11 protein-coding genes are annotated in these 14,479 nt (G+C 48.7%); 6 read left to right on the top strand and 5 right to left on the bottom strand.

All coding sequences use genetic code 11. The features are described 5' to 3' along the window. Positions 1-202: 202 nt before the first annotated feature. Complete coding sequence (gene purL, locus F0L74_RS17105) at positions 203-2,458, bottom strand: phosphoribosylformylglycinamidine synthase subunit PurL (protein ID WP_246197746.1); 2,256 nt, start codon at positions 2,456-2,458, stop codon at positions 203-205. Positions 2,459-3,477: 1,019 nt separating this feature from the next. Between purL and F0L74_RS17100 the strand changes: the two genes are divergently transcribed. The 3 genes from F0L74_RS17100 (at position 3,478) to F0L74_RS17090 (ending at position 8,006) form a co-directional block, all read left to right on the top strand. After that, on the top strand, positions 3,478-5,673 hold the full coding sequence (locus tag F0L74_RS17100; protein WP_188316043.1) for a glutamine synthetase III family protein: 2,196 nt from the start codon (positions 3,478-3,480) through the stop codon (positions 5,671-5,673). Between the two features lie 96 nt (positions 5,674-5,769). Further along, positions 5,770-6,147 carry a hypothetical protein gene (locus F0L74_RS17095; RefSeq protein WP_149839113.1) on the top strand — a complete coding sequence of 126 codons (378 nt, stop codon included), beginning with the start codon at positions 5,770-5,772 and terminating at the stop codon, positions 6,145-6,147. A gap of 116 nt (positions 6,148-6,263) precedes the next feature. After that, positions 6,264-8,006, top strand: coding sequence for a family 43 glycosylhydrolase (locus tag F0L74_RS17090; RefSeq protein WP_149839112.1), 1,743 nt, complete (start codon positions 6,264-6,266; stop codon positions 8,004-8,006). Between the two features lie 243 nt (positions 8,007-8,249). Here the strand turns inward: F0L74_RS17090 and accC are convergent, their stop codons facing one another. The 3 genes from accC to efp all read right to left on the bottom strand — a co-directional run bounded on the left by accC (position 8,250) and on the right by efp (position 10,786). Beyond that, a complete protein-coding gene (gene accC / locus F0L74_RS17085) occupies positions 8,250-9,587 on the bottom strand; it encodes an acetyl-CoA carboxylase biotin carboxylase subunit (RefSeq protein ID WP_149839111.1) in 1,338 nt (445 codons plus the stop codon). Positions 9,588-9,690: 103 nt separating this feature from the next. Then, complete coding sequence (gene accB, locus F0L74_RS17080; RefSeq protein ID WP_149839110.1) at positions 9,691-10,176, bottom strand: acetyl-CoA carboxylase biotin carboxyl carrier protein; 486 nt, start codon at positions 10,174-10,176, stop codon at positions 9,691-9,693. Between the two features lie 43 nt (positions 10,177-10,219). Next, complete coding sequence (gene efp / locus F0L74_RS17075) at positions 10,220-10,786, bottom strand: elongation factor P (RefSeq protein ID WP_149839109.1); 567 nt, start codon at positions 10,784-10,786, stop codon at positions 10,220-10,222. A gap of 278 nt (positions 10,787-11,064) precedes the next feature. Here efp and F0L74_RS17070 point away from each other — a divergent pair, with 278 nt between their 5' ends. The 3 genes from F0L74_RS17070 (at position 11,065) to F0L74_RS17060 (ending at position 13,221) form a co-directional block, all read left to right on the top strand. After that, on the top strand, positions 11,065-11,562 hold the full coding sequence (locus F0L74_RS17070; RefSeq protein ID WP_149839108.1) for a peroxiredoxin family protein: 498 nt from the start codon (positions 11,065-11,067) through the stop codon (positions 11,560-11,562). A gap of 85 nt (positions 11,563-11,647) precedes the next feature. After that, positions 11,648-12,586: a malate dehydrogenase gene (mdh, locus tag F0L74_RS17065; RefSeq protein ID WP_149839107.1), complete on the top strand. Its 939-nt coding sequence runs from the start codon at positions 11,648-11,650 to the stop codon at positions 12,584-12,586. Positions 12,587-12,762: 176 nt separating this feature from the next. Next, a complete protein-coding gene (locus F0L74_RS17060) occupies positions 12,763-13,221 on the top strand; it encodes a MarR family winged helix-turn-helix transcriptional regulator (RefSeq protein WP_149839106.1) in 459 nt (152 codons plus the stop codon). Positions 13,222-13,237: 16 nt separating this feature from the next. On the opposite strand, the gene F0L74_RS17055 is transcribed toward F0L74_RS17060, so the two are convergent. Then, on the bottom strand, positions 13,238-14,473 hold the full coding sequence (locus F0L74_RS17055) for an MFS transporter (RefSeq protein WP_149839105.1): 1,236 nt from the start codon (positions 14,471-14,473) through the stop codon (positions 13,238-13,240). Between the last annotated feature and the right edge of the window lie 6 nt (positions 14,474-14,479).

The following is a 14,479-nucleotide window of genomic DNA, read 5'->3' as shown; positions in this document are numbered from 1 at the left end:
CCGGCCGGGCATTGCAGACCCGGCAGTAGTGATGGTACAGGGGTAACCTACGTGTTATATATAGAAAAGCTCAACGCAACGTCCTGGTTTTTCAGCGGCAGCCAGGTATTACCAAACAGGCAACGATTCTCCTCCTCACGCAGCATAAAAAAACCGGGAGCAAGATAACTTGCTCCCGGTTGTAAATTTATCGCTTTCGCGCTTATGCGAGATGATGTTCTACGGCAGTATTGTACTGTTGTTTCCAGTCGGCTACCTTGCCCCAGTCTTCGCCATCCACTATCACATGCTCACCTTTTACCACGCCTATCTTTTCATGACGTACAGAGTGATCTGTAGTATCTACCAGGCCATGTAACACCGCTTCGAACTTTTCCTGGTCTTCCGGCCTGATGGTTACCACCACACGGCTTTGGCTCTCGCCAAACAGGTAAGCGTCTTTACGGAAATGATTATTGGTGTGGATGTCAAAGCCACGGCCGCTGGCCATAGCGCTTTCCAGCAGGGTGATGAACAGGCCGCCTTCGCTTACATCGTGGGCAGACTGTATCAAATGCGCTTTATTCAGTTTGGCGATAGCCAGTTGCAGCTGGTGCTCCTCTTCCAGGTGGAAGTGCGGGGCCGGGCTATATTCAACACCGATCAGCTTATGCAGGTATTCGGAACTGTTGATATCGTTACGGCTGCGGCCTACCAGGTAAACCAGGTGGCCATCTGCCTTATAATCCAGGGTGATGCGCTGATCCAGGCTATCCAGGATACCCAGCATACCGATGGTAGGCGTGGGATACACTGGTCCATCAGGCGACTGGTTGTAGAAGCTTACGTTACCACCGGTAACGGGCGTATTGAATTTGCGGCAGGCCTCGCCCATACCCTTGATGGCATGTACAAACTGGTAGTACACTTCCGGATCATAGGGGTTGCCAAAATTCAGACAGTTGGTGATAGCCACCGGCTCGCCGCCGCTCACTACGATATTCCGCGCTGCTTCGGCAACGGCGATCTGTCCGCCGATGTGGGGGTTGGCGAATACATACCGGCTGTTACAATCTGTAGTAACGGCCAGCGCTTTTTTGGAACCTTTCACCAGTACGATGGAAGCATCGCTGGGATTGTTGGTGCTGGCATTCGCCGTGCCTACCATGCTGTCATACTGGGTAAAGATCCAGCGTTTGGAAGCAATGTTAGGCAGCTTTACCAGTCTTTCCGCTACGGAGCGGGGATGTTTGGTATCTCCTATATCCTGTATATCAAAAGCATTGATCTTGGCAAAATAAGCCGGCTCCGTGTAAGCGCGGTGGTATTGCGGTGCGCCGCCGCCCAGTACCAGGCTTTCTGCAGGCACATCTGCCTCCAATACGCCGTTCATATAGAACTTCAAATTAGGCTCTTTGGTCACCTCGCCGATCTGTACGCAGTGCAGATCCCATTTTTCGAACACTTTCAGTATTTCTGCTTCGCGGCCTTTATGCACCACGATCAGCATACGCTCCTGGCTTTCGCTCAGCAGCATTTCCCAGCCCTTCATATTTTCCTGGCGGGTAGGCACTTTATCCAGGTAGATGTTCATGCCATGTTCGCCTTTAGCGCTCATTTCTGCAGTAGAACAGGTGATACCGGCAGCGCCCATATCCTGCATACCTACCAGCGCGCCTGTTTTAATCACTTCCAGGCAGGCTTCCAGCAGTTTCTTTTCCTGGAACGGATCGCCTACCTGTACGGAAGGCAGATCTTCCACGCTTTCTTCTGTAATATCTGCGCTGGCAAAAGAAGCGCCGCCTATACCATCCTTACCGGTGGAAGAGCCTACAATGAACACCGGGTTACCGGCGCCGTAGGAAGTAGCGGATACTGTTTGGCCAACTTTTACGATACCAACGCTCATGGCGTTTACCAGGGGGTTTGTACCGTAGCAGTCCTCAAAATAGGTTTCGCCGCCAACGGTAGGTACGCCAAAGCAGTTGCCGTAGTGGCCAATGCCATGCACAATACCTTTTACCAGGTGCTGCGTTTTTTTATCTGTGATATTGCCAAAGCGCAGGGAGTTGAGCGCGGCAATAGGGCGTGCGCCCATGGTGAAAATATCGCGGTGTATGCCCCCTACCCCGGTAGCTGCGCCCTGGAAAGGCTCAATAGCGCTGGGGTGGTTATGGGACTCGATCTTAAATACACAGGCGTAACCGTCGCCTATGTCCACCAGTCCTGCATTCTCCTCTCCTGCCTTTACCAGCAGGCGCTCGCCATCACGCGGCAGGGATTTGAGCCATACGATGGAATTTTTGTAGCTGCAATGTTCGCTCCACATTACAGAATACATGCTGAGCTCCGTAAAGTTAGGGATACGGCCCAGGATGGTTTTTATGCGTTCAAATTCGTCTGCGGTAAGTCCAAGTTGTTCTGCAGTTTCTACGGTGGTATGCATTAATTTATCTGCGGTTTCTACAGTGCTTTGCATGTAAGTAAAGTATATGTAAACACAAGTATTGGAAAGAAGATGCAAACCTAGCTTTTTTCCGGCAATTGGCAAACAGTGAGCTAAGGTATGGTGGTGGTTTGCGGGAGGTATTTTGGGGTTGACGGGATGCCTGGCGGCGTGTGGGCGTGGCCTGGTTATGCAGGTTTGGTGGAGAATTAGGGGTGTTTGGCTGGTACTGGCTGGTATAGGCATGAGATAAAAAACGCCTGGTGACTTATCTTGATGGTATATAATAATAAAGGAGGTGCTCGTAGTGCTATCACATGGTTAAAGATACTTGCCATGCGGGGAACGGACTCACCAGGGCTACCCCATCCGCCTAGCGTGCAATCTGTGTTGCCGGCAGGTTCCTCCTGCGGGCATTGGCTGGCGCGGTTCCTGCAGCCTACTTTTCCAGGCGAACACCCCGCGGCAGGCGCAGCCCGCAGAGGAACCCTGCCGGCATAGCTTATCTCATTCCTCCACCTAATATTCTTCCTCCGCCTATTATCCCTGGCTGGCGCGGCTCCTACAGCCAACCTGCAAAACAACATCCCGCGGCAGGCGCAGCCCGTAGAGGAACGCTGCCGACATAGCCTATCTCCTCCACCACTAACTGCCCCCACACCAAGACTGGGCGTGCCCACCACCTCATCCCTAACGACCTGTGTCCCAACACTCTTTGTCCACTCCCCTTTCACAACTGCCACTCCCCTGCAGTACTCCCCACCTCCCAAAACAAGCCATCATGGCCACCTTCCCCTTCTTTAACCCCATACCAGCCGCCACGGACCTGCAACTCACCATCATCCACCCTTCTAAAACAAATTATCTTTTTTTAAATACATCAGTTTTAAAACTGCTCCAACCATATTTTTTATTCAATTATCAAAAAAACGTCTCTTTTTCCTGCCGAAATGAAATTTTTTACCAAAAATTAATAAACTTCTTGTTTATATAGTATAATGGCCGTTTTTTTGTATAAAATTACTTTACTTAGTATAAAACCTAATAACAGCATGCAATCTCTACGCTTCACTGCATTGGAGGGTCTCTCCGGTATGGATTTAAAAATTAAGCCAGAACAGCTGAACGGGAAAATTACCGAAGTGTTTGGCAGCAATGTCTTCACCGGCAAAGCCTTAAGGGAGAATCTGACTGATGAAGCTTACAAAAGCTTAATGAACTCCATTAAATCTGGTTCCAAGATCGAGCGCAAAATGGCGGAGCAAATTGCTGCCGGCATGAAACAATGGGCTATGAAAAAAGGCGTAACCCACTTCACTCACTGGTTCCAGCCCCTTACCGGCACTACTGCAGAAAAGCATGACTCTTTCTTCACGCTCAAAAGCGATGGCTCCGCTATCGAAACTTTTGACGGCGATGCCCTGGTACAACAGGAGCCGGATGCTTCCAGCTTCCCCAGCGGTGGCTTACGCGCTACTTTCGAAGCCCGCGGTTATACTGCATGGGATCCTTCTTCTCCTGCTTTCATCATGGAACAGGGTTACGGTAAAACACTGTGCATACCTACCATATTTGTAGCCTACACCGGCGAATCCCTGGATTATAAAGCGCCTCTGCTGAAAGCGCTGTCTGCCTTGGATAAAGCGGCTGTAGACGTATGTAACTATTTCGATAAGAACGTTACCAAAGTAACCGCTACCCTGGGTTGGGAGCAGGAATACTTCATCGTAGATGAAACCCTGGCTAACGCCCGTCCTGACCTGGTAATGTGCGGCCGTACCGTAGTTGGCCACGCTCCTTCCAAAGGCCAGCAGCTGGAAGACCACTACTTTGGTTCTATCCCTGAGCGCGCCTACGATTTCATGCGCGATTTCGAAGAAGAGTCTTACAAACTGGGTATTCCCCTGAGAACCCGTCACAACGAGGTGGCTCCTTCCCAGTTCGAGTGCGCTCCTATATTTGAAGAAGTGAACATCGCAGTGGATCATAACTCCCTGCTGATGGACGTAATGAATAAAGTGGCTAAACGTCACAGACTGAGAGTGCTGCTGCATGAGAAACCTTTCGCTGGCATCAACGGTTCCGGTAAACACAACAACTGGAGCATGGCTACTGATACCGGTGTGAACCTGCTGGGCCCGGGCAAAACCCCGAAGACCAACCTCATGTTCCTCACTTTCTTTGTGAACACCATCAAATCCGTACATGACTATGCGGACCTGATGAGGGCTTCCATCGCTTCTGCCAGCAACGATTTCCGTCTGGGCGCCAACGAAGCTCCCCCCGCTATCATCTCTGTTTTCGTAGGTAAATACCTGTTCGAAGTACTGCAGGAAGTTAAGACCCGCGTAAACAACAAGTTCGATGAGCAGGACGAAGCTATCCTGAAACTGGATCTGCACCGTCATATTCCAGAACTGATGCTGGATAACACCGACCGTAACCGTACTTCTCCCTTTGCCTTCACTGGTAACAAGTTCGAGTTCCGCGCCGTAGGTTCTTCCGCCAACTGTGCTTCCGCAATGACCGTGTTGAACACCATCATGGCTAAAACCCTCCAGACTTTCAAGAAAGACGTAGATGCGCTGATCGAGAAAGGCGAGAAAAAAGAGATTGCTATCATGCAAACTCTTCGGAAATATATTGTAGATTCGGAGAAGATTTTGTTCGAAGGTGACGGCTATAGCGAAGAATGGGCTGCTGAAGCTGAAAAAAGAGGCCTCCCCAACGTTAAAACTACTCCGCAGGCACTGGATGCGCTGGTTACGCCTAAAGCGGCCAAGCTGTTCACAGAAACCGGTGTTTACAACGAAAAAGAATTACATGCCCGCCATGAAATACTGCTGGAAGATTATGTGAAGAGAGTACAGATCGAAGCTCGTGTGATTGGCGACCTGGCTACAAATACTATTCTGCCATCTGCTATCAGCTACCAGAATGACCTGATCCAGAATATCAGGGGTCTGAAAGAAATAGGTCTGGGAGAAGAAGCCATCAAAGCGCAAAAACAAATAGCTGGTAAGATAGCTGAGCATATTAATGTCATCAGTGATAACGTACAGGCTATGATCGAAGCGCGCAAAGTGGCTAACAAGCTCACAGACAGCCGTCAGAAGGCAATAGATTATTGTGAAAAAATTAAGCCGTACTTTGATGTGATCCGTTACCACTCCGATAAACTGGAGTTCCTGGTGGATGACAAAAAATGGGCACTGCCCAAGTACAGAGAGCTGCTTTTCTTGCGATAAAACCGTAAGATTGTTTTGGTGTATGATTAGCCCGCGGTTTTCACCGTGGGCTTTTTCTTTTTAAACCTTTCCCCTGTTATCCCGTCTATAATATGGATGAAGCTGTTACTGTCTATATTATTACTATCCTTTAGCACACATATGCTGGCACAGGCCCCGCCTATGCCCGGCAAAAAGCTGAAGGAGGCCCTGTCCCTCACTGCCCAGCAATACAATGAGCTGCACCGCCTCACCGCAACATACCGTCAGCAAATAAAAGATATACAAGGTAACGGCCAGCTAACGGATACGCCGCAACTGGCACAATTGAAAGGCCTGCAACAAACGTATGATGCTAAGGTAAAAGGGCTGTTGAACGGGCCACAGTATGAACAATTCCTGCAGTGGACCGCCAAACGACAGGCGCAGGTACAACGGGTGCAGCAGCTGCAGGACCGGCAGCTACCCGGCAGAACATCCCCCGGCAAAACATAAAGGACCGTCATGGCTATTTCAGATAAGAACAATTAGGTTAAAGTAAAACGTATCCCCGTCCGCCTTTTGGTGGACGGGATTTTTTTTACTTTTACCAATACAAAAAAGGAAACGTCATGCGAAAAAGATACGTGCTGCTGGTCGTGTGCCTGCTTGCCTGGGGATTTACCGTTGCCCAGCAAAAGACCTGGTGTAATCCCATCAACCTGGATTATGGCTATTGCCCCATCCCCAATTTTGTAACACAAGGCAAACACCGCGCTACGGCAGATCCTACCATTACCCTGTTTAAAGGCGACTACTATCTTTTCTCCACCAACCAGTGGGGATACTGGTGGAGCAGCGATATGCTGCAATGGCATTTTATGCCCCGTAAATTCCTGAAGCCCTGGCATCATGTATATGACGAGCTGTGTGCACCTGCCACCGTGGTTTTGGGCGATACCTTGCTGGTAATAGGCTCTACCTACACCAAAGACTTTCCCCTGTGGATGAGCCAACACCCCCGTACAGATAACTGGAAGGAAGCGGTAGACTCTTTCCAGGCCGGCGCCTGGGACCCCGCCTTTTTCCTGGATGATGATGGCCGCCTGTACCTGTACCATGGCTCCAGCAACGATCATCCCCTCTATGGGCAGGAAGTGGACCGGAAAACCCTGCAGCCCATCGGCGAACGCAAAGACCTTATCCGCCTCCATGACGATGAGCATGGCTGGGAACGTTTTGGCGAACATAATGATAATACCTTCCTCAAACCTTTTATAGAAGGCGCCTGGATGAACAAACATAATGGCCTGTACTACCTGCAATACGGCGCGCCAGGCACAGAGTTCAGCGGATATGGCGATGGCGTGTATATAGGCAAACAACCTATGGGGCCTTTCACTTACCAATCACACAACCCCTTCTCTTATAAACCCGGCGGGTTTGCCCGGGGCGCCGGCCATGGCGCCACCTACCAGGATAAATATGGCAACTGGTGGCATGTATCTACCATCAACATAGTGGTGAAGAATAATTTTGAACGGCGCATAGGTATATGGCCGGCCGGTTTTGACAAAGACGACTTGCTATACTGTAATACTGCCTATGGCGACTACCCGCATTATATGCCGGATGCCGCCATACCAGCAGGTAAAGACCTTTTTACCGGCTGGATGCTGCTGAACTATAATAAACCGGTACAGGTATCCTCCACCTATGGCGGTTATTCGCCCAATAATGCGGTAGATGAAAACATCAAGACCTACTGGAGCGCCGCCACCGGCAATAAAGGAGAATGGATCCAGACAGACCTGGGCCAGGTAAGCACCCTGCATGCGGTACAGATCAATTATGCTGACCAGGATGCCACATTCATGGGTAAACAACCCGGTTTATACCATCAATATAAACTCTACAGCTCCCTGGATGGCAAGACCTGGAAACTGCTTACAGACAAAAGCCGCAATACTACTGATGTGCCGCATGATTATATAGCGCTCACCGCCCCGGTGCAGGCCCGGTACCTGAAACTGGAGAATATACATATGCCTTCCGGTAAATTCGCCATCAGCGGGCTGCGGGCATTTGGCTTTGGCAAAGGCGCCGTGCCGGATACTGTTAAGGAGTTCATCGCGCTACGGGGTAACAGTGAGCGCCGGAATGCCTGGCTCAAATGGGAGCAAAATAACCAGGCCACTGGTTATACCATCTATGCCGGGATAGCGCCGGATAAACTGTATACCAACATAATGGTATATGGCGCCAATGAATATTATTTTAATGCCATGGATAAGGATAAGCCTTATTATTTCTGTATTGAGGCATTTAATGAGAATGGGATCGGGAAACGTACCCAGGTAATGAAGGTGGAATAAAGGGCGGAAAGTGATAGTATTTTAACAGTTTTTAGAAAAGCTTCTCCTGGCCTTCTCCTGGCTCATAGGTAGCTTTAAGGTTGCTCCAGGCATTTTGGTAAGATAGTATCACTGGCGAGGAGCCTTTTTCCAGTATATTTGAAGGTTTGCATAAAAAGAGGGTGTATCAAAACGTGATACACCCTCTTTTATATAGATAGCCTACCTTGCCACATGCTGCTCAGGCCAGGCTTTCTTTTAAACTTATACCAGCTTAAACGTTTCCGTGAACTTGGTGGTAAAGTTGCCTTTACGGAAGTTCTCGTCACGCATCAGCTGCTGATGGAACGGGATAGTGGTTTTTACGCCTTCTATCACAAACTCGCTCAGTGCGCGCTCCATGGTATTGATGGCTTCTTCGCGGGTTTGCGCGATCGTGATGATCTTGGCTACCATGCTGTCATAGTAGGGAGGGATCACATAACCTGCATAGATATGCGAATCTACCCGCACACCGTGGCCGCCTGGTATATGTAATACCGTGATCTTGCCCGGTGAAGGACGGAAATCGTTATACGGGTCTTCCGCGTTGATACGGCATTCGATGGCATGCATCTGCGGCGTGTAGTTCTTACCGGAGATGGGGATGCCAGCCGCTATCTTGATCTGTTCCTTGATCAGGTCAAAATTGATCACCTCTTCTGTTACCCCATGTTCCACCTGTATACGGGTGTTCATTTCCATGAAGTAGAAGTTGCGGTGTTTGTCCACCAGGAACTCGATCGTACCTACGCTCTCGTAATTAATGGCAGATGCCGCCTTAATGGCTGCCTCACCCATTTTCTCACGCAGCTCCGGCGTCATGAACGGAGAAGGAGATTCTTCCACCAGCTTTTGGTGACGGCGCTGTATAGAGCAGTCCCTTTCGCTCAGGTGGCATACCTTGCCGTATTGGTCGCCTGCAACCTGTATTTCAATGTGGCGCGGCTCTTCCACGAATTTCTCCATGTAAATGCCGTCATTGCTGAAGGCGGCGCGGGCTTCTGTCTTAGCCATGTTATAGGCATTTTCCAGCTCCTTCATATCCCATACCACGCGCATACCTTTACCACCGCCGCCGGCTGTGGCTTTCAGGATCACGGGCAGTCCCATTTCCTTAGCCAGGCTGTGGGCCTGCTCCAGGCTTTCCAGCAGCCCTTCGGAACCGGGTATTACCGGTACGCCTGCTGCGATCATGGTTTCTTTAGCGGTCATTTTGTCCCCCATTTTCCGGATCATCTCCGGCGTGGGGCCAATGAACTTAATACCATGCTCGCCGCATATTTCGGCAAAACGGGCATTTTCTGCCAGAAAACCATAACCAGGGTGAATAGCATCCGCATTAGTGATCTCAGCGGCTGCCATCAGGTGAGGGATGTTCAGGTAGGATTCGCTGCTCTGCGGCTTGCCTATACACACAGCTTCATCTGCAAACTTCACATGCAGGCTGTCTTTATCCGCAGTTGAATAAACAGCCACCGTTTTGATACCCATTTCCTTACAGGTGCGTATAATACGCAGGGCAATCTCTCCACGGTTAGCGATCAGTATCTTTTTAAACATTGCTTTCTACATTAAAAAAGCCGTAAGTCATGAGTGGTTAGCCGTACGGGATTATAAAACAATACCAACAGCTAACAACTGATTACTTACGACTATCTGCTTTTTATGGTTCTACTAAAAACAAGGGCTGATCGTATTCTACCGGAGAGGCGTCGTCTACCAGCACTTTTATGATCTTACCGCTTACTTCGCTTTCGATCTCATTGAACAGCTTCATAGCTTCAATGATACATACCACCTTACCGGGGGTTATATCATCACCTACATTCACGAACGCTGCTTTATCCGGGCCGGGGCTGCGGTAAAAAGTGCCGATCATAGGGGATTTGACAGTAACCAGGTTATCTGCTTTTGCAGGAGCAACAGGCGTTCCAGCGACAGGAACCGTGGCAGTGGCCACAGGTACTGCTGCGGTAGCCGCGGGTGCAACTGCCTGCACAGCTGCTACTGCAGGCACAGTGATCACCTGCTGTACTTCGTTATCCTTTTGCTTTATTGTAATCTTAAACTTGTCTTCTTCTATGCTCAGTTCGCTGATGTTGGACTTATTCACCATCTTTACCAGCTCCTGAATCTGTTTAAAATCCATGTAGACAGTTTTTGGTTTAGAAATGTTCGTTGTGAGATATGGATTATTCTTTTACTCTTTCAATGTATTCGCCGGTCTTGGTGTTTACCCGGATGGATTCTCCTTCATTTACAAACAAAGGCACCATTACCGTAGCGCCGGTTTCGATAGTAGCGGGCTTTAAGGTACGGGTAGCGGTATCGCCTTTCATACCCGGCTCAGAATAAGTGATCTTCACCACTATCTTATCAGGCAGTTCTACGCTCATAGGCTGCTCAGTTTCTGTATTGATCATCACAAACACTTCTTCACCTTCTCTCAGGAACTGGGGAGCATCCACCATTCCTTCTGCCAGGGCTATCTGCTCAAAGGTCTCTTTATCCATGAAATTATAGCCACTGTCGTCCTGGTATAAATATTGGAACGATTTTTTCTCTACACGTACGGGGAAGATGTTATCGCCGGAGTTCCAGGTGTGCTCTATAGAACGGGCATTATCAACGCCTTTTAATTTTGCCCATACCTTGGCGGCGGCGCGGGCGGTTTTGTTCTGACCAAACTCTACAACAGAATATAAGCTGCCATCCAGCTTTATGATCAATCCTGTTCTGATATCTGCAGTGGTAGCCATAAAATTAGGATACTTATTTAGTTTAAAAATTTCAGATTAGGATAGCAAAAGTAAACCATTCTGCGAATTACTCATGAAATCCTTAGTGGTACTGCTTTCTACGAATTAATTAAATTCTAATATATCCGCGATGCACACCCATTATTTTTTTTAGGAATGCAAACATAAGGTAAGGACAGGTAATCTAGTAATTTTTTTGGAAAAAAATCAATTTACCGGTGTCATTCAGACCGTTCTACACTATTTTTAGCACTCATTTACAAAAATCAGCACATACCATGCGTTATCTAGTATTATTATGCCTGTTCGCTTTTCCCGTATTGGCAAAAGCGCAGGGAACCGCTGCACCAGCCAAGGCGCCTTACGAGCAGTATCCTACCATCCCGGCTTTCCCCCTCACCCTGCCGGATGGGCACGTCATCACCAAAAACGATCTCCGGAAGAATATCCCTACCATCGTATTTGTTTTCAGCGTTGAATGCGACCATTGTAAACTGCTCACAGAAGACCTGCTGAAGAATATTGACAAGTTCAAGAAAACACAGATCGTCATGATCACCCCTTTTAAAGTGGAGCAGATGAAGGAATATTATGATCAGTATAAAATCAAGAACTATTCTAACATCATTATGGCCAGCGAGCCTACCCGCCAGATCATGTACTTCTATAATATGCACTACTTTCCGGGAATGTTCGTATACAATAAGAAGCAGGCCTTTGTAAAGGGATTTGAAGGAACGGTGAAACTGGATCAGGTGCTGCAATACCTGAATTAACAGTTTATGCTTCTTTTAGCATTTTGCTGTATGCTTTTTACTTATTTTTAGTTAAATATTCTTCACCTTAAAATATGTAAGTAAAATGAAAGTTACTGTTGTAGGAGCTGGCAATGTAGGCGCTACCTGTGCTAACGTGTTGGTCCACAGAGATTTTTTGCAGGAAGTTGTGTTACTGGATATTAAGGAAGGCACTGCTGAAGGGAAGGCACTGGATACCTGGCAACAAGCCCCTATCGATTATTATAGCACCAAGATCACTGGCGTAACCAACGATTATGCTAAAACCGCTAACAGTGACGTAGTGGTGATCACCTCCGGCCTGCCCCGCAAACCCGGTATGAGCCGCGATGACCTGATCTCCACCAATGCCAACATCGTAAAATCTGTTACCGAGAACATCAACAAATTCTCTCCCAACGCTATTATTATAGTGGTAAGCAACCCGCTGGATGTAATGACCTACTGCGCTTTCCTGACTGCCAAAAAAGACAGCAGCAAAGTATTTGGTATGGCCGGCATCCTCGATACTGCCCGCTACCGCGCGTTCCTGGCAGACGAAATAGGTTGTTCCCCTAAAGATATACAGGCTATCCTCATGGGCGGCCACGGCGATACCATGGTGCCCCTGCCCCGTTACACCACTGTAGCAGGTATACCGGTTACAGAGCTGGTAGCAGCAGATAAACTGGAAGCCATCATCCAACGCACCAAAGTAGGCGGCGGCGAGATCGTGAACCTGCTGGGCACTTCCGCCTGGTACGCCCCCGGTGCTGCAGCTGCGCAAATGGTAGAAGCCATCCTGAAAGATGAAAAACGCATCTTCCCCTGCTGTGCATGGCTGACCGGCGAGTACGGCCTGAAGGATATTTACCTGGGCGTGCCTGTGGTATTGGGTAAAAATGGCATCGAAAAGATCATCGAGCTCAAATTGGATGCAGAAGAAAAAGAGCTGTTGACCACTTCTGCACAGCACGTAAAAGAAGTAATGGATGTGCTGGACAACATGAAAGTGACTGCGTAATTAACTGATAATTATACAACAGCCCTGCCGGATCAATGTCCGGCAGGGCTGTTGCTTTAAAGCAGATAGTGTACAATCAACACATAACAATTTACTACTCATGGCCTTCCGGCTTGTTTTTTGTATTGGTGCTTTTATTATCTTCACAACACCTAAACTTTATGCTGTTCTAAATTATGTCGAATATCGAAAAATTGCTTTCGCAGAAGGCTTTCAATAGTGAGTATACCAAAGGATTAGTAAGCCTCATATTTGTAGGTAACTGGATTGTCAGCCGTCACCAGCAATTCTTCAAGAAGTTTGACATTACTATGCAGCAGTTCAATATCCTGCGTATCCTCCGCGGCCAGCACCCCAAAGCGGCCAATATTAATATGCTTAAAGACAGGATGCTGGACAGGATGAGTGATGTATCCCGCCTGGTGGAACGCCTGCGCAAGGCAGAATTGCTGGAGCGCAAAAGCTGCGAAGCAGACCGCCGGGCTGTGGACGTGAAGATCACGCCCAAAGGCCTGCAACTCCTGAAAGTAATAGACGAAGAAATAAGGCAGCTGGAAGACAGCCTGCAGGCGCTCAATCCAAAAGAGATCGCACAACTTAACAAGCTGCTGGATAAAGTACTGGAGCAATATTAACCGGGATCCGGCGCTATTACACCTCTTCCACGTAGTTTAATTCCTTGCCAAACGTTTCCTCTACCGTATAGGCAGTGATCAATGCCACGCCTATGCAGATAGCCGCTACAATACCACCGCTCTGCAGATAGGTGAACCGCGACTGTAAACTGGCAAACAATAAGGTAATAAGCGGCAACAGGCCCCTGGCAAAATTAGGCACCGTGGTGGCTACCGTAGCCCGCAGATTGGTGCCAAAACTTTCGGCAGCAATGGTTACAAAAATCGTCCAGAAGCCCACGCTAAAGCCAAGCCCCGCACAAACGGCGTAGAACTGCCATTTGCTGGCGCCATGCTGCTGGAAGTAAATGAACACAAAAGCGGCTGTCAGCAACAGGAACAGCAGCATCACCTTCCGCCGGCTTTTCCATAACTGGCTGATCAAGCCGGTAGAGAAATCGCCCAGGGTAAGCCCTGCATAAGTGAAAGCAATGGCGTCACCAGGGCTGATGGCATCCCGGACGCCCATTTCCAATGCAAATTTGTTAGAAAAAGCAATGAGCACGCCCACCACAAACCAGGTAGGCGTACCCAGCATCAGGCATTTGAAATATCTTAAGAAACGATCCTTATTAGTGAATAACTGCAGAAAATTACCCCGGCTGGCAGTACTCTCCTTCAAAGAATGGAACATCTGCGACTCCATTACGCTAATGCGCAGCACCAGCAAAGCCAGGCCCAGCCCCCCTCCTATAAAGTAACAGATGCGCCAGTCCTGCACCATCTTGGCAATAAAATTAGCTACCACCGCCCCGGAAACGCCTACCGTAGCCACGATCATAGTACCATAACCACGTTTTTCCTTGGGTAATATCTCCGATACCAGGGTAATACCCGCACCCAGCTCGCCGGCCAGCCCTAAACCCGCCACAAAACGCCATAACAGATACGCGCCGGTACTCTGCACAAAACCATTGGCAATATTGGCTACGGAATACAACAGGATGGAACCAAACAATACGCTGAGGCGCCCTTTCTTGTCGCCAACAATACCCCAGAAAATGCCCCCTATCAGCATACCCGCCATCTGAATGTTAATGAGTAATACCCCTATACCAGTGTCTATTTCGTTCTGCGGCACGCCCAGCGCTTTCAGGCTGGGTACCCGCACAATCGTAAATAACAGCAGGTCATAGATATCCACAAAGTAACCCAGGGAGGCTACGATAACGGCTATGTTAAAAATAGACGTGGAGCGGTTCTCGGCATTCATAAGGTA

Source organism: Chitinophaga agrisoli (assembly GCF_008386695.1).
Classification (GTDB): domain Bacteria; phylum Bacteroidota; class Bacteroidia; order Chitinophagales; family Chitinophagaceae; genus Chitinophaga; species Chitinophaga agrisoli.
This window is presented reverse-complemented; position numbering and strand designations above follow the sequence as displayed.

What these genes read in the sequence shown, in the direction of transcription:
- purL (WP_246197746.1), bottom strand. Translation starts at nt 2,458, where the DNA reads ATGCAAAGCACTGTAGAAACCGCAGATAAATTAATGCATACCACCGTA.
- F0L74_RS17100 (WP_188316043.1), top strand. Translation starts at nt 3,478, where the DNA reads ATGCAATCTCTACGCTTCACTGCATTGGAGGGTCTCTCCGGTATGGAT.
- F0L74_RS17095 (WP_149839113.1), top strand. Translation starts at nt 5,770, where the DNA reads ATGAAGCTGTTACTGTCTATATTATTACTATCCTTTAGCACACATATG.
- F0L74_RS17090 (WP_149839112.1), top strand. Translation starts at nt 6,264, where the DNA reads ATGCGAAAAAGATACGTGCTGCTGGTCGTGTGCCTGCTTGCCTGGGGA.
- accC (WP_149839111.1), bottom strand. Translation starts at nt 9,587, where the DNA reads ATGTTTAAAAAGATACTGATCGCTAACCGTGGAGAGATTGCCCTGCGT.
- accB (WP_149839110.1), bottom strand. Translation starts at nt 10,176, where the DNA reads ATGGATTTTAAACAGATTCAGGAGCTGGTAAAGATGGTGAATAAGTCC.
- efp (WP_149839109.1), bottom strand. Translation starts at nt 10,786, where the DNA reads ATGGCTACCACTGCAGATATCAGAACAGGATTGATCATAAAGCTGGAT.
- F0L74_RS17070 (WP_149839108.1), top strand. Translation starts at nt 11,065, where the DNA reads ATGCGTTATCTAGTATTATTATGCCTGTTCGCTTTTCCCGTATTGGCA.
- mdh (WP_149839107.1), top strand. Translation starts at nt 11,648, where the DNA reads ATGAAAGTTACTGTTGTAGGAGCTGGCAATGTAGGCGCTACCTGTGCT.
- F0L74_RS17060 (WP_149839106.1), top strand. Translation starts at nt 12,763, where the DNA reads ATGTCGAATATCGAAAAATTGCTTTCGCAGAAGGCTTTCAATAGTGAG.
- F0L74_RS17055 (WP_149839105.1), bottom strand. Translation starts at nt 14,473, where the DNA reads ATGAATGCCGAGAACCGCTCCACGTCTATTTTTAACATAGCCGTTATC.